The sequence below is a fragment of the Shinella daejeonensis genome (genome assembly GCF_024281235.1).
Taxonomy (GTDB): domain Bacteria; phylum Pseudomonadota; class Alphaproteobacteria; order Rhizobiales; family Rhizobiaceae; genus Shinella; species Shinella daejeonensis.
Window position 1 is genome coordinate 94,713 of sequence record NZ_JAHWXY010000008.1, and the last position, 17,481, is coordinate 112,193.

The 17,481-nt window shown below is 67.0% G+C and carries 18 protein-coding genes; 11 read left to right on the top strand and 7 right to left on the bottom strand.

Going from position 1 to position 17,481, the window contains the following annotated elements; translation table 11 throughout:
- Window positions 1–60: 60 nt before the first annotated feature.
- Both KYK29_RS17195 and KYK29_RS17200 read left to right on the top strand, forming a co-directional pair.
- Window positions 61–957, top strand: coding sequence for an EamA family transporter (locus tag KYK29_RS17195; protein ID WP_254692127.1), 897 nt, complete (start codon window positions 61–63; stop codon window positions 955–957).
- A gap of 80 nt (window positions 958–1,037) precedes the next feature.
- On the top strand, window positions 1,038–1,700 hold the full coding sequence (locus tag KYK29_RS17200; protein WP_254692128.1) for a YiaD family glycine zipper/OmpA-like lipoprotein: 663 nt from the start codon (window positions 1,038–1,040) through the stop codon (window positions 1,698–1,700).
- 29 nt (window positions 1,701–1,729) lie between these two features.
- Here KYK29_RS17200 and KYK29_RS17205 read toward each other — a convergent pair whose 3' ends face one another.
- On the bottom strand, window positions 1,730–2,488 hold the full coding sequence (locus tag KYK29_RS17205) for a C40 family peptidase (protein ID WP_254692192.1): 759 nt from the start codon (window positions 2,486–2,488) through the stop codon (window positions 1,730–1,732).
- A 194-nt stretch (window positions 2,489–2,682) separates the two neighbouring features.
- Here KYK29_RS17205 and mbfA point away from each other — a divergent pair, with 194 nt between their 5' ends.
- On the top strand, window positions 2,683–3,666 hold the full coding sequence (gene mbfA / locus KYK29_RS17210; RefSeq protein WP_254692129.1) for an iron exporter MbfA: 984 nt from the start codon (window positions 2,683–2,685) through the stop codon (window positions 3,664–3,666).
- Window positions 3,667–3,690: 24 nt separating this feature from the next.
- Here mbfA and KYK29_RS17215 read toward each other — a convergent pair whose 3' ends face one another.
- The gene (locus KYK29_RS17215) at window positions 3,691–4,365 is read right to left on the bottom strand and encodes an HAD-IA family hydrolase (RefSeq protein WP_367881006.1); all 675 of its coding nucleotides are present in this window, start codon (window positions 4,363–4,365) and stop codon (window positions 3,691–3,693) included.
- A 171-nt stretch (window positions 4,366–4,536) separates the two neighbouring features.
- On the opposite strand from KYK29_RS17215, the gene recF reads away from it, so the two are divergent.
- Together recF and moeB are read left to right on the top strand one after the other, a co-directional pair.
- Entirely contained in the window at window positions 4,537–5,661 is a 1,125-nt protein-coding gene (gene recF, locus KYK29_RS17220) for a DNA replication/repair protein RecF (protein WP_254692130.1), read from the top strand.
- Window positions 5,658–6,434: a molybdopterin-synthase adenylyltransferase MoeB gene (gene moeB / locus KYK29_RS17225; RefSeq protein ID WP_254692131.1), complete on the top strand. Its 777-nt coding sequence runs from the start codon at window positions 5,658–5,660 to the stop codon at window positions 6,432–6,434. The genes recF and moeB overlap by 4 nt, the downstream gene beginning before the upstream one ends.
- Window positions 6,435–6,480: 46 nt before the next feature.
- On the opposite strand, the gene KYK29_RS17230 is transcribed toward moeB, so the two are convergent.
- Window positions 6,481–7,485 (bottom strand): 2-hydroxyacid dehydrogenase, encoded by a 1,005-nt coding sequence (locus KYK29_RS17230; protein WP_254692132.1) that lies wholly within the window; start codon window positions 7,483–7,485, stop codon window positions 6,481–6,483.
- 184 nt (window positions 7,486–7,669) lie between these two features.
- On the opposite strand from KYK29_RS17230, the gene KYK29_RS17235 reads away from it, so the two are divergent.
- On the top strand, window positions 7,670–8,209 hold the full coding sequence (locus tag KYK29_RS17235; protein WP_254692133.1) for an SH3 domain-containing protein: 540 nt from the start codon (window positions 7,670–7,672) through the stop codon (window positions 8,207–8,209).
- A 45-nt stretch (window positions 8,210–8,254) separates the two neighbouring features.
- On the opposite strand, the gene KYK29_RS17240 is transcribed toward KYK29_RS17235, so the two are convergent.
- On the bottom strand, window positions 8,255–9,247 hold the full coding sequence (locus tag KYK29_RS17240) for an adenosine kinase (RefSeq protein WP_254692134.1): 993 nt from the start codon (window positions 9,245–9,247) through the stop codon (window positions 8,255–8,257).
- Window positions 9,248–9,370: 123 nt separating this feature from the next.
- Window positions 9,371–9,940, bottom strand: coding sequence for an elongation factor P (efp, locus tag KYK29_RS17245; RefSeq protein ID WP_254692135.1), 570 nt, complete (start codon window positions 9,938–9,940; stop codon window positions 9,371–9,373).
- 164 nt (window positions 9,941–10,104) lie between these two features.
- Here efp and epmA point away from each other — a divergent pair, with 164 nt between their 5' ends.
- Entirely contained in the window at window positions 10,105–11,169 is a 1,065-nt protein-coding gene (gene epmA, locus KYK29_RS17250; protein ID WP_254692136.1) for an EF-P lysine aminoacylase EpmA, read from the top strand.
- Window positions 11,166–12,215, top strand: a complete 1,050-nt coding sequence (locus KYK29_RS17255; RefSeq protein ID WP_254692137.1) for a lysine-2,3-aminomutase-like protein — start codon at window positions 11,166–11,168, stop codon at window positions 12,213–12,215. Before epmA ends, KYK29_RS17255 begins: the two co-directional genes overlap by 4 nt.
- Window positions 12,216–12,278: 63 nt before the next feature.
- Here KYK29_RS17255 and KYK29_RS17260 read toward each other — a convergent pair whose 3' ends face one another.
- A complete protein-coding gene (locus KYK29_RS17260; RefSeq protein ID WP_302795598.1) occupies window positions 12,279–14,309 on the bottom strand; it encodes a methyl-accepting chemotaxis protein in 2,031 nt (676 codons plus the stop codon).
- Between the two features lie 165 nt (window positions 14,310–14,474).
- On the opposite strand from KYK29_RS17260, the gene KYK29_RS17270 reads away from it, so the two are divergent.
- Window positions 14,475–15,200: a sulfate transporter family protein gene (locus KYK29_RS17270; RefSeq protein ID WP_254692138.1), complete on the top strand. Its 726-nt coding sequence runs from the start codon at window positions 14,475–14,477 to the stop codon at window positions 15,198–15,200.
- On the opposite strand, the gene nth is transcribed toward KYK29_RS17270, so the two are convergent.
- The gene (nth, locus tag KYK29_RS17275; RefSeq protein WP_254692139.1) at window positions 15,190–15,957 is read right to left on the bottom strand and encodes an endonuclease III; all 768 of its coding nucleotides are present in this window, start codon (window positions 15,955–15,957) and stop codon (window positions 15,190–15,192) included. The genes KYK29_RS17270 and nth overlap by 11 nt on opposite strands.
- 22 nt (window positions 15,958–15,979) lie before the next feature.
- Between nth and KYK29_RS17280 the strand changes: the two genes are divergently transcribed.
- Window positions 15,980–16,480 carry a DUF2244 domain-containing protein gene (locus KYK29_RS17280; RefSeq protein WP_254692140.1) on the top strand — a complete coding sequence of 167 codons (501 nt, stop codon included), beginning with the start codon at window positions 15,980–15,982 and terminating at the stop codon, window positions 16,478–16,480.
- Between the two features lie 92 nt (window positions 16,481–16,572).
- Window positions 16,573–17,445: a methylated-DNA--[protein]-cysteine S-methyltransferase gene (locus KYK29_RS17285; protein WP_254692141.1), complete on the top strand. Its 873-nt coding sequence runs from the start codon at window positions 16,573–16,575 to the stop codon at window positions 17,443–17,445.
- Window positions 17,446–17,481: the final 36 nt, after the last annotated feature.

Below are 17,481 nucleotides of genomic sequence, written 5' to 3' on the forward strand. Positions count from 1 at the left end.
CCTGCGGGACGCGCAGGCAGGATGGCGGGCCCGGTCGATCCCGGGCCGCAGGGAGACGGGATGGCCGATCAGCAGGCGATAGTGGAAAAGGGCGGCAGATTGCCGGGTGCCGGCAATGCGGGGCTCATGTCCGGCGTCGCGCTCTGCCTTCTTTCCATGGCGAGCATCCAGTTCGGCGCGGCCTTTTCCGCGGTCGCGATCATGGATTACGGCGCTTTCGCCACCACCTTCCTCCGGCTGGCGCTGGCCGCCGCAATCCTGACGGCCATCGTGCGGCCGCCGCTGCGCCGGTACAATCGGGCGCAATGGCTGAGCGCGCTGGCGCTCGGCGTCACCATCGCCGGCATGACGCTCAGCTTTTTCACCGCCATCGAGCGTATTCCGCTGGGGCTTGCCGTCGCCATCGAATTTCTCGGCCCGCTGGCGGTGGCGACCGTGACGCTCGGCGGCGGATGGCGTCTTCTCTGGCCGGCCGCGGCGCTTGCCGGTGTCGGGCTCCTGTCGCGGGACGGCCAGGGCTGGATCGGCGATCCCGCCGGCATGTTCTTCGCCTTCGTCGCCGCCGTCGGCTGGGGCGCCTATATCGTGCTCGTGAAGCGTTCCGGCCGTCTTTTTACCGGGCTGGAAGGGTTGACGATGTCGCTGCTCGTGGCGACCGCCGCCGCTGCGCCCTTCGGGCTGTGGCAGGCGGGCGCGGCGATGAATCCGGAGGGGCTCACGCGTATGCTGGGCCTTGCCGTCATGGTGCCGCTCCTGCCCTATGCGCTGGAGATGACGGCGCTGCGCCGCATGCCGCTCGCTGCCTTCGGCATCCTGATGAGCCTGGAACCGGCGCTCGGCGCGATGGCGGGGTTCCTCGTCCTGGAGCAGTCGCTGACGGCGTTCCAGATGCTGGGAACGGCGCTGGTGGTGGCCGCAAGCGTCGGCGTGACTTCCGCCGGGGCGCGTGAAAAATAGGGTTTTTCCGGCTCTTTCCTGTTTCCGCCGCAATCGCTAGGTTGAAGCAGAATCATCCGGAACTGTTTGGGGACCCCTTGATGTACAAGAAATGCGCGATTGTCGCGACGGCCGCGATCTTTCTCTCCGCCTGCACGACGACCGACCCGTATACGGGCGAACAGAAGATGTCGAACACCTCCGGCGGCGCGCTGATCGGCGCGGGCCTCGGGGCCGCATCCGGCCTTCTGATCGGCAAGAACCCGGTCCAGCGGCGCAATGCCGCGCTGATCGGCGCGGGTATCGGCGCGCTGGCGGGCGGCGCCGTCGGCAACTATATGGACACCCAGGAAGCCGAACTGCGCGCCCAGCTCGAGGGTTCCGGCGTCTCGGTCACCCGCGCGGGAGACCGCATCATCCTCAACATGCCGTCGAACATCACCTTCGCGACCGATCAGGACCAGGTCATTCCGGCCTTCTATCGCACGCTCGATTCGGTGGCCATCGTGTTGCGCAAATTCGACAAGACGCTGATCGACGTCGACGGCCACACCGACTCGACCGGCAGCGCCCAGTACAACCTCGCCCTGTCGGAACGCCGCGCCGTCTCCGTCGCCAATTATCTGGCCTCGGCCGGCATCGACACCCGCCGCATGTCGGCGATCGGCTACGGTCTGGATCGGCCGGTCGCCTCCAACGCCACGGAAGCCGGCCGGGCCGAAAACCGTCGCGTCGAGATTTCCATCTCGCCGCTCAAGGGCTGATCCGCTCTTTCGCAAAGACGTGAAGGGCTTTACGGCCCCTCACGGTCCGCCCATTCCAGCCGCTTGTAGTCGAAGCCGTATTTCAGTGTCGGCTTGACGATCTCGAAATAGGGCGAGAGGTCGAAATCGCGCGGCGTATAGAGCGAATGATGGCGGATATGCAGGATTTCCTCGCGGGAATAGGGCGAGGAGGCCGCCGTCTCGCCGGGCGCGCGCTCGACCTGCGGCAGGATCGGATAGCGGATCTGCTCGAAGGCTTCGGCGATCAGCGTCGAACATATCGCGCGGGTCGGATCGCCGGAACCGAAGGCGATCATCCGCCGCCGCCAGCGCACCGGGATCGGCGGCGTCGGCAGGAAATAGCGCAGCATGTCGAGGATGTTCTTCGTATCGTACTTCAGGCCGAGCCTTGAAACCATGAAGGCGATCACCGCATCGCGATCGTCCGGCGTCAATCCCAGGGGCCGGCAGATGCGGGTATTGTAGGTGCGGTATTTCGACAGCGGCACCGCAACGCACCCCTCTCCCAGATTGACCTCTATGAGCTGCGGCCGGTCGGTTGCCGGCCGTGTCGCCTGGTCGAGGGTCAGCGGTATCTCGTCGCCGACGAAGAGGGCCGCGTGCGACCATGTCGACTGGGTGAGATATTTGATCGCCGCCGATACCTTCTGATTGCCTTCGATAAGCAGGACGTCGCCGGGCCGGAGCGTGCGCGCCAGCGTTTCCGGATCGGAAGGCGTATAGGGCTCATAGCCGGATGTCTGCTGCTGCAACCGGGTGGCGACCATCCGGCCGATCCGGTCGAGATAGGTGTCGGCGCTGGCGGGAAGCGGTCGGAGAGGGGATGTCACGAAGGGTATCCGTCAGGGCGCTGCATCGGCTTCATGCCCGCATCTTTGCCATGGCGGCGGGCCGGTGTCGAGCTTGACCGGGCGATACCAGTGCCTATATTTAGAATTATTCTAAACTAGAAAGGCCGTCGATGCTCTCCCGCTTCTTCCGTTCCGCCAAACGCAGCCTGGAGTCGCTCAGCGAACAGGAAATTCTGGCGCTCGCCATTTCCTCCGAGGAGGATGACGCGCGCATCTATCTCGCCTATGCCGACATGCTGCGGGGGAGTTATCCCCATTCGGCGCGTGTCTTCGAGGAAATGGCGGAGGAGGAAAACCATCACCGCCGGCAGCTGATCGACCGGCATATGGCCCGTTTCGGCAGCCGCATTCCGCTGATCCGCCGCGAGTTCGTGCGCGATTTCCCGGAGCGCAAGCCGGATTGGCTTGTCGCCAACATGCCGCTGGACAGGATCCGCGAGCAGACCGAGGCGATGGAGGCGTCGGCCCATCGTTTCTATCTGGAGGCGGCGGCGCGCACGCAGGATGCGGCGACGCGCAAGCTGCTCGGAGATCTGGCGCTGGCGGAAAAATCCCACGAATCGCTGGCGCGCCGTCTGGGCGAGACGCTGGTGCCGGCCGATGCGAAGGATGAGGAAGACATGACCGCGCGGCGGCAGTTCCTGCTCACCTATGTGCAGCCGGGGCTTGCCGGCCTGATGGACGGATCGGTCTCGACGCTCGCGCCGATCTTCGCGGCCGCCTTCGCCACGCAGGACACCTGGCAGACCTTTCTCGTCGGCCTGTCGGCGTCGGTCGGCGCCGGCATCTCCATGGGCTTCACCGAAGCCGCCCACGATGACGGCAAGCTTTCCGGTCGCGGTTCGCCGCTGCGTCGCGGGCTTTCCTCCGGCATCATGACGACCATCGGCGGGCTCGGCCACACGCTGCCCTATCTCATTCCGGATTTCATGCTGGCGACGATCATCGCCATCGCCGTCGTTTTCGTCGAGCTCTGGGCGATCGCCTTCATCCAGAACCGCTACATGGACACGCCCTTCTTCCGGGCGGCGATGCAGGTCGTGCTCGGCGGCGGCCTGGTGCTGGCCGCCGGCATCGTGATCGGCAACGCCTGACGGGCGATCCGGCGCGGGCCGCGGTCAGGCGGCGGCGCGCAGCAGCGATAGCCGGCCATCGGCCTCCACATGGACCTCGACGTTCTCGTAGCCGTCGAGTGTCGGGTGGGTGGTTTCGATTGGGTGGGTATGGGTGGCGATGATGACCGCGACGCTTGCGCCGGCGCTTTCACCGGCGCGAACGCCCGCCGGCACGTCCTCGAAGACGACGCAGTCGGCCGCTTCCACGCCGAGCCGTCTTGCGCCCAGCAGGTAGCCGTCGGGGGCGGGCTTGCCGGCCTCGACGTCCTCTGCCGTCACGATGACGGCGGGCACCGGCAGGCCGGCGGCGGCCAACCGGCGGCGCGCCAGCGCGATGGGCGCCGAGGTGACGATGCCCCAGCGATCCGCCGGCAGCGATGCGAGGAAGCGGGCAGCGCCGGCAATCGGCACGATCCCGTCCACGTCCTCGATCTCGCGCCGCTCGATTTCCTTTGCCTCGGCCTCGGCATCGACGCCCGGCAGGGCCAGCCTGCGGATGGTGTCGATGCCGCGCACGCCGTGCATGGTCGGCAGGAAGGCGGCGACGTCGAGCCCGTGGCTGAGCGCCCAGGCGCTCCACACGCGCTCGGTGGCGGGGATCGAGTTGATGAGGGTGCCGTCCATGTCGAACAGGAAGGCGGAAAAACTCTTTTCGAAAAGGCGCGTGCGGGAGAGCAAAACGAGGATCCTTGCAGTCTCGGGGAGGTTCGCCCTGACCTACAGCAAAACACCGTGAAAGGGAAATTGCGTGCGCCTCGCCATCATTGCCCTCTTTTGCTTTCCCGGCCGGCGGGCTTGCAATCACGCCGCCTCCGGCATAGCTGTCTTGCCGAACGATCCGGACACGCGATGCCCCAGAAGGTTTTTCTTTCCCGCCTCAAGCTTGCGGATTTCCGCAATTACGCCAGCCTGTCGCTGGCGCTCGACGGGCGGCATGTGGTGCTGACCGGCCAGAACGGCGCGGGCAAGACCAATCTCATGGAGGCCGTCTCCTTCCTCTCGCCCGGCCGGGGGCTGCGCCGCGCCGCCTATGGCGACATACCGCGCGCCGGCAGCGGCAACGGCTTTTCCGTCTTCGCGACGGTGGAAGGCATGGCGGGCGAGGTCGATATCGGCACGGGAACCGAGGGCGGCGAGGAAGGGCAGGCGCGGCGGCTGCGCATCAACGGCACGCCGTCCCGCACCGTCGACGAACTGCTCGATCATCTGCGCATTCTCTGGCTGACGCCCGCCATGGACGGGCTTTTCACCGGCCCCTCGGCCGATCGCCGCCGCTTTCTCGACCGGCTCGTCCTGTCGCTCGATCCCGAGCACGGACGCCGCGCCGTCGACTACGAGAAGGCCATGCGCGGCCGCAACCGGCTTCTGTCCGAACCGCGCCCCGATCCGGCCTGGCTGACGGCGCTGGAGCGGCAGATGGCCGAGCTGGGTATTGCGCTCGCCCATGCCCGCCACGAACTCGTGGGGCTTCTCGCCGGCCTCGTCGAGGCGGCGCGTGACGACGGCCCTTTTCCATCGGCCGTCCTTGGTCTTTTCGGCTTTCTCGACGGCGAATGGCTGCGCCCGGCCTATGAGATCGAGGAGATCTATCTGGCGCTGCTGCGCGAGGGCCGCTATCGCGACGCGGCCGCCGGCCGCACGCTGGAAGGGCCGCATCGCGCCGATCTCGTCATCCGCCACCGGGAAAAGGACATGGAGGCCGGACGCTGCTCGACGGGCGAACAGAAGGCGTTGCTCATCGGCCTCATCCTCGCCCATGCCGGTCTTGTGGCGGGCATGACCGGGCATGCGCCGGTGCTGCTTCTCGACGAGATCGCCGCCCATCTCGATGCGGGCCGCCGCGCCGCGCTCTTCGACCGGGTCGATGCGCTCGGCGGCCAGGCCTTCATGACCGGGACGGACCGTGCCATGTTCGGGGCGCTGGGCGAGCGCGCCCAGTTCCTGACCGTCGCCAACGGAGAGGTCTCGTCATGACCGACGCCCTGACGCCCGACGAGATCGAGCGCTACCGCCGCCATATCGTGCTGGCCGAGATCGGCGGCGCGGGCCAGCAGCGGCTGAAGCGGGCGAGCGTGCTCATCATCGGGGCGGGCGGCCTCGGCGCGCCGGTCATCCAGTATCTCGCCGCCGCCGGCGTCGGCCGGCTCGCGGTGATCGATGACGATACGGTCTCGCTGTCCAATCTCCAGCGCCAGGTGATCCATGAGACGGGAACGCTCGGCGCGATGAAGATCGAAAGCGCCGCGGCAAGCGTCGGGCGGCTCAATCCCCATGTCCGCTTCGAGGGCATGGACACGCGCCTCACGCCGGAAAACGCCGCCGGACTTCTCGCCGGTTTCGATCTGCTGATCGACGGCTCCGACAATTTCGACACCCGCTATGCGGCTGCCGATGCTGCGGAAGCGGCGAAAATGCCGCTCGTCGCCGGTGCGGTCGGCCGTTTCGACGGTTCGCTCACGGTGCTGAAACCCTATGAGACCGGTGCGGACGGGCGGCGCAATCCGGGCTATCGCGATCTCTTTCCCGCGCCGCCTCCGCCCGGAACGGTGCCCTCCTGCGCCCAGGCCGGCATCGTTGGCGCGCTTACGGGCGTCGTCGGCACGCTGATGGCGATGGAGGCGATCAAGCTCCTGACGGGCGCCGGCGAGCCGCTCGTCGGCCGGCTCCTGCTTTACGACGGCCTGTCGGCGCGTTTCGAGACGCTGCGCTACCGGCGGCGTCAGGCCGATCGGATCCGGGTTCCGTGAATGTCGGCGGGAAAGGGCCGGATGTTTTGCGGATGTTTCCGGAAAACTAGACCCGGTTCGGCAACACGCGGTCCGGCGGGCGGTGGCCGTCGAAGAAGGTACGGATGTTGATGACCACCTTCTCGCCCATGTCGATGCGTCCTTCGATGGTGGCCGAACTCATATGCGGCAGGAGAACGACCTTGCCCTCCGTGGCGAGCCGGACGAGTTTCGGATCGATTGCCGGCTCCTTCTCGAAGACGTCGAGGCCGGCGCCGGCGATCCGGCCTTCGCGCAGGCATTTGATCAGCGCGCTCTCGTCGACGATGCCGCCGCGCGCCGTGTTGACGATGTAGCTCGTCGGCTGCATCAGCTCCAGCCGCCTTGCGGACAGGAGGTGGTAGGTCGCCGGCGTCGACGGGCAGTTGACGGAAACGATGTCGACGCGGGCCAGCATCTGGTCGAGACTGTCCCAATAGGTCGCTTCCAGCCCGTCCTCGGTTTCCGGATGGGCGCGATTGCGGTTGTGGTAGTGGATGGAAAGCCCGAAGGCCTTGGCGCGCCGGGCCACCGCCGTGCCGATCCGCCCCATGCCGACGATGCCGAGCCGCTTGCCGTGGATGCGCCGTCCGAGCATCCAGGTCGGCGACCAGCCGGCCCAGTCGCCCTTGCGGTCGGCAAGGATGCGCGCGCCTTCGGCCAGCCGTCGCGGCACGGCGAGGATCAGCGCCATCGTCATGTCGGCGGTGTCTTCCGTCAGCACGTTCGGCGTATTGGTGACGGTGATGCCGCGGCGCGCGGCCGCCTCCACGTCGATATTGTCGACGCCGTTGGAGAAGCTGGCGATCAGTTTCAGCTGCGGCCCCGCCTGTTCGATCAGCGCCGCGTCGATGCGGTCGGTCAGCGTCGGCACCAGCACGTCGAACGTCTTGACCGCGGCGACCAGCTCGGGCTGGGTGCGCGGCGCGTCGTCGATGTTCAGCTCGGCGTCGAACAGCTCCCGCATCCGGGTCTCCACCACGTCGGGCAGGCGGCGGGTGATATAGACCTTCGGCTTTTTCTTCTGCGTCATGGCATGATCCAGCGTGCTGTTGACGGGTCCTTAACTAAGTTGGGCAAGGATTGCTTCATCAGAGGCATTTTCTACCAGACCCGGTCGCGAAGACAATCCGCTCTCGTCGACGGTCCAGCGATTTGCGATGTCGCCCGCCGGTACGGCAGCCCGATGCCCGCTCTTCATTCGAACGGATCCCGTCATGCCGAAATTCGTCGTTCGTCTCAGCATTGCCGCTCTCGCCGGGGTCCTTGCCGTCGGTGGGGGGTTGGAAATCGCCCATGCGCAGGTGGCCAAGGGCCCGAGTGGTCTGCCGTTGCCGCGCTTCGTCAGCCTCAAGGCCAAGAGCGTCAATCTCAGGGTCGGCCCGAGCATCGACTACGCCGTCGCCTGGCGCTATCTGAAATCGGGCGTGCCGGTCGAAATCGTCCAGGAATACGATAACTGGCGCCGCGTGCGTGACGCCGACGGCACCGAGGGCTGGGTCAATCAGGCGCTGCTTTCGGGCGACCGCACCGCCGTCACCGCGCCATGGATGCGCGGCAAGGGCGAGGATGTCTTCGTCAACATGCGCCGGGAGGCGCTGTCCGGCAGCGCCGTCGTCGCCCGGTTGCAGCCCGGCGTCGTCGTGCGGGTGGGCGAATGCAATGGCGACTGGTGCCGCGCAGAGGTCGAGGGCGCGAGCGGCTGGGTTTCCCAGAACGAGATCTGGGGCGCCTATCCCGGCGAGGCCTTCAAATAGGCCTCATCCGCCGCCAGCGCCGAGACGAGAAACGGGGAAGACGGATCAGACAAGCCCCGCCTTCTTCGCCTCCGCGGATAGCGACAGCATGGGCCGCGGCCCGACCTGCCCGATGACGAGGCCGGCGGCGAGACTGCCGAGCCGGCCGCAGTCGGCAAGCGACCGCCCTGCGGTATAGCCGTAGAGGAAGCCGGCGGCGTAGAGGTCGCCTGCGCCGGTGGTGTCGACCACATCGGCGACGGCGATCGCCTCCACCCTCGTGCGCTCCGCACCCCTGACGATGATCGAACCCTCCTCGCTCATCGTCACGGCGGCAAGCCGGCAATCCTGCGAAAGGCGCGAAATCGCCTCCTCGAAGTCCCCGGTCTCGTAGAGGGCCAGAGCCTCCGCGCGGTTGGCGAAGACGATGTCGATCGTTCCGGAGCGCATGAGGTCGAGGAATTCGTCGCGGTAGCGCTGCACGCAGAAACTGTCGGAAAGCGTCATCGACATTTCCCGGCCGTTGGCATGCGCGATGCGGGCGCATTCGCGGATCGCGTCCTTGGCGCGGGGCGGATCCCAGAGATAGCCCTCGAAATAGGTGACCTTGGCCCCGGCCACCACCTCCGGCTCCACATCCTCCGGCCCGAGTTCCACGCAGGCGCCGAGATAGGTATTCATCGAACGTTCGCCGTCGGGCGTCACGAAGATCATGGAACGGGCGGTGGGCGGTGCGCCGGCCAGTGGCCGGGTTGCGAAATGTACGCCCTGGGCGCGGATGTCATGGGCGAAGATGCCGCCGAGCTGGTCGTCGGAAACCTTGCCGAAATAGGCGGCGCGTCCCCCGAAGCTGGCGATCCCCGCCGCCGTGTTGCCCGCACTGCCGCCCGAGGCCTCCAGCGCCGGCCCCATGCGCGAATAGAGCAGTTCCGCCCGCTCCGCGTCGATGAGGTTCATCGCGCCCTTGATGATGGCGTTGTCGGTGAGGAAGGCATCGTCGCAGCGCGCGATGATATCGACGATCGCATTGCCGACCGTCAGAACGTCGAATGTGGTCATGCGGATATCCGTCTCCGTGGGTAAGAGCCGGGAACCGGTCATAGCCGAAATTGCCGGACATGGAAGCAAAAAGGCCGCCGCGCCGTTTGCGGCGGGCGGCCCTGCGGGTTCGGGCGAAGCGGATCAGTCCTTGGCGCGTTCGACGTAGGAGCCGTCTTCCGTTGCGATGACGACGCGCGTGCCGGCCGAGACATGCGGGGGGACCATGGTCCGCACGCCGTTCGACAGCATCGCCGGCTTGTAGGAAGACGATGCCGTCTGTCCCTTCACGACCGGTTCGGTTTCCATGATCTCCAGCGTCACATGACGGGGCAGGTCGAGGGCGATGGCGACGCCTTCGTGCACCGACAGCACCACCGTCATGCCTTCCTGAAGATAGGCCTTGAGATCGCCGACGTCTTCGGCGGACATGGTGAGCTGGTCGTAGGTTTCCGGATTCATGAAGTGGTAGCCGTCGCCGTCCTCATAGAGGAAATTGTGCTCCCGGTCCTCGACGAAGGCGCGCTCGACCTGCTCGGTCGTGCGATAGCGTTCGGAAACCTTCACGCCGTCGGAAATGCGGCGCATGTCGACCTGCGTGACCGGCGTGCCCTTGCCGGGGTGGAAGTTTTGCGCCGTCAGCACGACATAGAGCTTGCCGTCGACATCGAGCACATTGCCCTTGCGGACGGAAGAAGCGATGACCTTTACCATAAGACTTCCCTGTAACTGGTCTTGTAACTGGATTTGGCGCGTCGTAGAGGACAACCCTGACGGTTTTCTCCGGACGCGGAAAAATGCGCTTTCGGGGCGCAACTAACCTATATTCCGGCAAAACACCAGTCTGTCCGCCACAGCGGCCGAAGAAACCTTTTGAGATGAGCGTGAAAAACCCTGCCCCTTCGCCCTGGTGGACCCCCCATGTCCATGCCGATCGCCGGCCGTTCCTGATGGCGCGAAACCGGATCCAGGCAGCGCTCAGGGCCTGGCTCGCCGAACGCGATTTCATCGAGGTGGATACGGCGACCTTGCAGGTCTCGCCCGGCAACGAGGCGCATCTCCACGCCTTTCGCACCGAGGCGATCGGCCATTCGGGCGTGCCGACGCCGCTCTATCTGCATACGTCGCCGGAATTCGCCTGCAAGAAGCTTCTGGCCGCCGGCGAGCGGCGTATCGCCTGTTTCGCCCATGTCTATCGCAACCGCGAGCGCGGCCCGCTCCATCATCCCGAGTTCACCATGCTCGAATGGTATCGGGCGGGGGAGAGCTACGAAACGCTGATGACGGATTGCGCCGTTTTCCTGCGTCTTGCGGCGGAGGCCGGAGGCGCTGGCAAGCTGACGTTCCGCGGGGCCGATTGCGATCCGGCGCTTGAGCCGGAACGGCTGACGGTGGCGGAGGCCTTTTCCCGCTTCGCCGGCATCGACATGCTGGCCTCCGTGCGGGCCGATGGTTCGACCGATCGTGACAGACTGGCCAGCGACATGCGCCAGGTGGGGTTGCGAGTGGCCGGCGACGACACCTGGGCCGATCTCTTCAGCCGCGTCCTGGTGGAGAAGGTGGAGCCGCAGCTCGGCTTCGGCCGGGCGACGATCCTTTGCGAATATCCGGCCGCGGAAGCCGCCCTTGCCCGTCCCGCGCCGCACGACCGGCGGGTTGCCGAGCGTTTCGAACTCTATGCCTGTGGCGTGGAACTCGCCAATGCGTTCGGCGAACTGACCGACCCTGCCGAGCAGCGGCGTCGCTTCGGTCTGGAAATGGCCGAAAAACAGCGTGTCTACGGCGAGGCCTATCCGCTTGACGAGGATTTTCTCGCCGCGCTTGCGATCATGCCGGACGCAAGCGGCATCGCGCTCGGCTTCGACCGGCTGGTGATGCTGGCGACCGGCGCGTCGCGTATCGATCAGGTGCTCTGGGCGCCGGTCGCGGAGACGGCCCCGTGACGGCGGCGCGCAGTCTGAAGACGGTCGGCGATCTTGCCGCCGCCGGCCTGCTGCCGGAGGACCGCCTGACGGCTGCGGCGGCGGTCGCCGGGCGCTATGCCATCGCCGTGACGCCCGCCGTCGCGGCGCTCGTCGATCCGGCCGATCCGGCCGATCCGATCGCACGCCAGTTCCTGCCCGATCCGGCCGAACTGGTGACGCTGCCGCAGGAGCGCGCCGACCCGATCGGCGATCTGGCGCATAGTCCCGTCGAGGGCATCGTCCACCGCTATCCCGACCGGGTGCTGCTGAAGGCGGTGCATGTCTGCCCGGTCTATTGCCGTTTCTGCTTCCGCCGCGAGATGGTCGGGCCGGAAGGTCTCGGCACGCTTTCGCCGGACGCTCTCGATGTGGCGCTTTCCTATATCGCCGGAAGGCCGGAGATCTGGGAGGTGATCCTGACCGGCGGCGATCCGCTGGTGCTCTCGCCGCGCCGGCTGGAGGAGATCATGCTGCGGCTGGCGGCGATCCCCCATGTCCGCATCGTGCGTTTTCACACCCGCGTCCCGGCGGTCGATCCCGAGCGCGTCGATGCCGCGCTGATCGCCGCGCTGAAGGCGAGCGGCAAGACCGTCTACGTGGCGCTTCACGCCAATCATCCGCGCGAATTCACGGAGGCCGCCCGCGCCGCCGTGGCGCGCATCGCCGATGCCGGCATTGTCCTGCTCAGCCAGACGGTGCTCCTGAAGGGGGTGAACGACGATCCGGCCGTCCTTGCGGAACTGATGCGCACCTTCGTCGAGAACCGGGTGAAGCCCTACTATCTGCATCACCCCGATCTGGCGCCCGGAACCGCGCATTTCCGCCTGACGCTCGCCGAAGGCCGGGCGCTGGTCACCGCCCTGCGCGGCCGTATCTCCGGCCTTTGCCAGCCGGCCTATATCCTCGATATTCCCGGCGGTCACGGCAAGGTGCGCGCCGACGCGCCGGAAGTGGAGGAGGCCGGCGACGGTTGCTTCCGCCTGCGTGATTTTCGCGGCGTCGCTCATTTCTATCCGCCCGAATAGGTATTTCTATCCGCCAGAATAGGCGCTGCTACCCGCCGGAACAGGGGTTCCGGCGCGGGAAGGTCAGAATTCTTCCCACTCGCCTTTTTCCCCCGTGTCCTTCGTTGCGCCGAAGGCGCGGGCGATCTTGTCGCCGAGCGCCAGTGCCGGCGAGGCGACCGGGCGGGCGCCTGTCGCCGCCGGCTTGACGTTCCACTGGCCGGGCGAGCGGCGGACCGGCTCGCCGGTCGAGGGGAGCGGCGTGGGCACGATGTGGAGCTGTGGCGAGAGATGGGCCGGCGCCTGCGCGCTACGGCCTGCCGATATGCCGTCAGCGACCACGAAACGGTCGATCAATGCGTTGAGCGCCTGGACTTCCGTGGCCAGTTCATGGCTGGCGGCCGTCGTTTCCTGCACGATTTCGCGATTGCGCTGGCGGCCCTGGTCCATGGCGTTGACGGCTTGGCTGATCTCCTGCAACCCGGCCGATTGCTCGCGCGCCGCATCGACGATCGCCGTGACGTGGTCGTCGATCTCCCGCACTTCCTTCACGATGGCGCCAAGCGAGGTCCCGGTCTCGCCGACCAGCGCCACGCCGTCGCGCACCTGATTGCCCGACGTGGTGATCAGCGTCTTGATCTCGCGTGCGGCCGTGGCCGAGCGCTGCGCCAGCTCGCGCACCTCCTGCGCGACGACGGCGAAGCCCTTGCCGGCCTCGCCGGCGCGTGCCGCCTCGACGCCCGCGTTGAGCGCCAGCAGATTGGTCTGGAAGGCGATGTCGTCGATCACCCCGATGATATTGCCGATTTCCCGCGATGAATTCTCGATGGCCTGCATGGCGGAAATGGCGCGATGGACCACCTTGCCCGATTCTTCCGCACCGTTGCGCGTGCGGTCGACGAGACGTCCGGCCTCCTCGGCGCGGTGGGCCGAGTTGCGCACCGTGGCGGTGATCTGCTCCAGCGCGGCGGCGGTTTTCTCGACGGAGGCCGCCTGTTCGTCCGTGCGGCCGGAGAGATCGTCGGCGGCGGCGCGGATACGGCCTGCGCCGGCGTCGATCGCGCGGGCATTGTCGCCGACGTCCCGGAGCGCGTCGCCGAGCCGGGCGACCGAGGCATTGAAGTCCTCCCGCAGCCGGTCGAGATCGCCGTCGAAGGGTTTCTCGATGCGGCAGGTCGTGTCGCCGGCGGCCAGCTTGCCGAGCGCCGCGCCGAGGTGCGCAACGGCCTGCTGCACGCGGCCGCTGTCGCGCGTGCGCTCGGCCTCGCGCGCCTGACGTTCGCCTTCGGCCTGTTGCCGGTCCTCCTCGCCCTGCCGTTCCAGGCGCTGCCGCTCGGCGGCATTCTCGCGGAAGACGGAGACGGTGGCGGCCATGTCGCCGATTTCGTCCTTGCGTCCGACATGGGGAACCGTGGTGGAAAGATCGCCCGCCGCAAGGCGTTTCATCGCGCCGGCAAGCGCCCCGAGCGGCCGGGTGACCCGGCGGTTGACGACGAGGATCGCCAGAAGCGCCAGTCCGACGGAAACGGCGAGCGACGCCCAGGTGAGCGCGAAGGCGGTGCCTTCCTCGGCGCGGGCCGAAAGGATCGCCTCTTCGGTGAGCGCCCGGTTGCGGGCGACCAGCCCGTCGAGCGCGGCGGTGATCGCCTCGGCGTTCGTGCGCATCGATCCCTTGTAGATATCGAGCGCCGGCCCCTTGGCGGCGAGTGCGGAAAACTGCACGAGCTGTGCGGCGTCCTCCAGATAGGCGGACAGGGTGGCCCTGATGTCCTCGACGGCGCTGGCGGCCGCGGCGTCCCCGCCATTGGCGCCGGCATAGGCGTCGACCCGTTCCGAGAAGGCCTGCACCCGTTCCCCGATCAGGGCCTCGATACGGCCGATCTCGTCGGGGTCCATCGACAGCATGTGTTCGGGATAGGTGGCGTTGAGCGCGGCGAAGGCGTGGCTCAGTTGCAGGATCGCGCTCATCTGCGGCACGCGCTCGGCCCCGATGTGCTCGACATGGCCGGTGATCGCGGAAAGCGAACGGATCGCGACGCCGCCCTGAAGCGCGCCGAGCGCGACCATCAGGACGAAAAGGGCTGGCAGCAATCGGCTGATCCGGAGGTGGCGCATGGCGGTTTCCTGCTGTTCGTCTACGCTACGGGATGGCGGTTGGGCGTGGAGCTTAGAAGCGCGCGTTTAACGGCGGCTTAATGCGTGCAATACGGCATCGTCTTGCCGGACGATTTTCCACACCCCATATGCCGGCGGACCGGATTTCCGATACGGAGCCCCTTCATGATCCTCCAGGCCACCCGCCTTTCCCTCGCCAATCTCTTCGATTCCCGCACGCGCGGCGTTTTCTGGAAGGTGCTCGGGCTCACGTTGCTTGCGCTTTCCGTCCTGTGGTTCGCGCTGCGCGAAAGCTTCGTCGCTTTCGTCTGGCCCTGGCTTCAGGCGGCGATGATGCCGCAACTGCCGGACTGGGCCGGCTGGCTGGCCGTGGTCTTCGGCATTCTGGCAAGCCTCGGCCTCGCCGTGGCGTTGAGCCTGCTGCTGGCGCCGGTGACGGCGCTTGTCGCGGGGCTCTTCCTCGATGACGTGGCGGAGGTGATCGAGCAACGCGACTATCCCCTCGATCCGCCGGGCGCGGCGCTGCCGCTTGGACAGGCGATCGCCGGTTCGGTGAAATTCCTCGGCGTGGTGGTCCTCGCCAATCTTCTCGCCCTCTTTCTCCTGTTCGTTCCGGGCGTGAACCTCGTCGCTTTCTTCCTCGTCAACGGTTACCTGCTCGGGCGGGAATTCTTCGAATTCGCGGCGATGCGTCACCGCACGCCGCATGAGGCGCGGCAGTTTCGCGCCAAACATGCCCCGACGGTGCTGCTTGCCGGGCTCCTGATCGCCGGCTTCCTCGCCGTGCCCCTCGTCAATCTGCTGACGCCGCTCTTCGCCGCCGGCCTGATGGTGCATCTGCACAAGGCGCTGAGCCGCCGGGATCCGGCCTTCGGCACGATCAGGGCGTAGGGCCGAAAAGCTGCGGCGGCAGTTCGACGAGCGGCGCGGGAATGTCGCAGGTCTTTTCCGGCGACTTGCAGAGGTCGGCGATGACGCAGCGCTCGCACTCCGGCTTGCGCGCCTTGCAGCAATAGCGCCCGTGCAGGATCAGCCAGTGGTGGGCGTGATAGAGATATTCGTCCGGGATGAGGCGGAAGAGCCGCTCTTCCACCTCGTCCGGCGTCTTGCCGGGGGCGAGGCGCAGGCGGTTGGCGATGCGGAAGATATGGGTGTCGACGGCGAGCGTCGCCTGGCCGAAGGCCATGGAAAGAACGACATTGGCGGTTTTTCGCCCGACGCCCGGCAGCGTCATCAGTTCCTCGCGGGTCCGCGGCACCTCTCCGCCGAAATTCTCGATGAGAATGCGGCTGAGCGCGATGACGTTCTTCGCCTTGTTGCGGTAGAGGCCGATCGTCCTGATATGGTCGCGCAGCCGTTCCTCGCCGAGCGCCAGCATCTTTTCCGGCGTGTCGGCGACGGCGAAAAGGGCGCGCGTCGCCCGGTTGACGCCGGCATCCGTCGCCTGTGCCGACAGAGCCACGGCGACGACGAGCGTGAACGGATTGACATGCTCCAGTTCGCCCTTCGGTTCCGGCCGCTGCACCGAGAAGCGCCGGAAAATCTCCTTCAGTTCGGCCTGTGAATAGAGGCTGCGGGGACGTCTGGCGGTACTCTTGCGGCGCGGCGGCGCGGCCGCGCCGTTCTTTTTCTGTTTCACGTTTTCCATGATGCTTCTATAGTCTTGCCCCATGACCCAAGGCAATCTCGACAATGGAATGAACGAACGGCCGGTGTTCTCGGCGGAGCTGCATCCCTATCGCTCGCTCGGTCGCAACGGTCATCGTATCTTCTTCCTGATCGCCGGGGCGCTGAGTTTCGCCCATATGGCGGTTTTCCTGCTGTCCGGCGCCTGGCCGATCGTGTTTTTCTTCGGGCTGGATTTCGTGGCCCTGTTCGGCGCCTTCTGGCTGAACAACCGTGCGGCGCAGGCGCGCGAATTCGTGTCTCTGTCGCGCACCAATATCTCCATCCGCAAGGTCAGCCCCTCGGGGCGCGAAACGGAACATGTTTTCAACCCGTTCTGGGCGCGCTTCCTGGTTTCGCGCAAGGCGAAGATCGGCATCACCGCCATGCATGTCCGCGGGCAGGGCCGGGAGACGGACGTCGGCACCTTCCTGCCGCTCGATGACCGGGAGCGGTTCGCCACGGCTTTTTCCGGCGCGCTTGCCCGGATCAAGCGGGGATATTAACGCGTTCAATCGGCCCGCCCCGGACGCCGGCGCAGGAATCGGGTGGCGGTGACGCCGCCGGCGTGCTTTTCTCGCGGTACAGGAGAAGAACGATGAATATTGCCGCGACCCTGCAATCCGACATCACGCCCGGTGGCGACGACTACGAGACCGTGCGCCGGGTCATCGAGATGATCAGCGAGGACTATCGTGCGCAGCCGGGTCTGGATGACATCGCGCGCCGTCTCGGCCAGTCGCCGACGCAGCTCCAGAAGACCTTCACCCGCTGGGCCGGCCTTTCGCCCAAGGCTTTCCTTCAGGCCGTCACCCTCGATCACGCCAAGCGCCTGTTGCGGCAGGAGGCCCTGCCTCTGCTCGAGACGAGCCTGGAGGTGGGCCTGTCCGGTCCGGGCCGCCTGCACGATCTCTTCGTCACCCATGAGGCCATGTCGCCCGGCGAGTGGAAGGCCCGGGGGGCGGGGCTGACGATGCGCTGGGGGCTGCATCCCTCGCCCTTCGGCCATGCGCTGGTGATGATCACCGAGCGCGGGCTTGCCGGGCTCGCCTTTGCGGATGCGCCGGACGGCGACGACGCCTTTGCGGATATGGCGCGCCGCTGGCCGAACGCCGCCTATGTGGAGGACCGCGAGGCCACTGCGGCCTATGCCCGCCGCATCTTCGATCCCGGCCGCTGGCGGGCGGAAGAACCCTTGCGGGTGGTTCTGATCGGTTCGGATTTCCAGGTCCGCGTCTGGCGGGCGCTGTTGCGCATCCCGCTCGGCCGCGCCGTCACCTATTCCTCCATCGCGGAGGATCTCGGGCAGCCGACCGCGTCGCGCGCCGTCGGCGCCGCGGTCGGCCGCAACCCGATTTCCTTCGTCGTGCCCTGCCACCGCGCCCTCGGCAAGAGCGGAGCGCTCACCGGCTATCACTGGGGCCTGACGCGCAAGCGCGCCATGCTCGGATGGGAAGCGGGAAGGGCCTGAGCGGGAGCCGAACGGCACCGGTGGATAGCAAGGCCC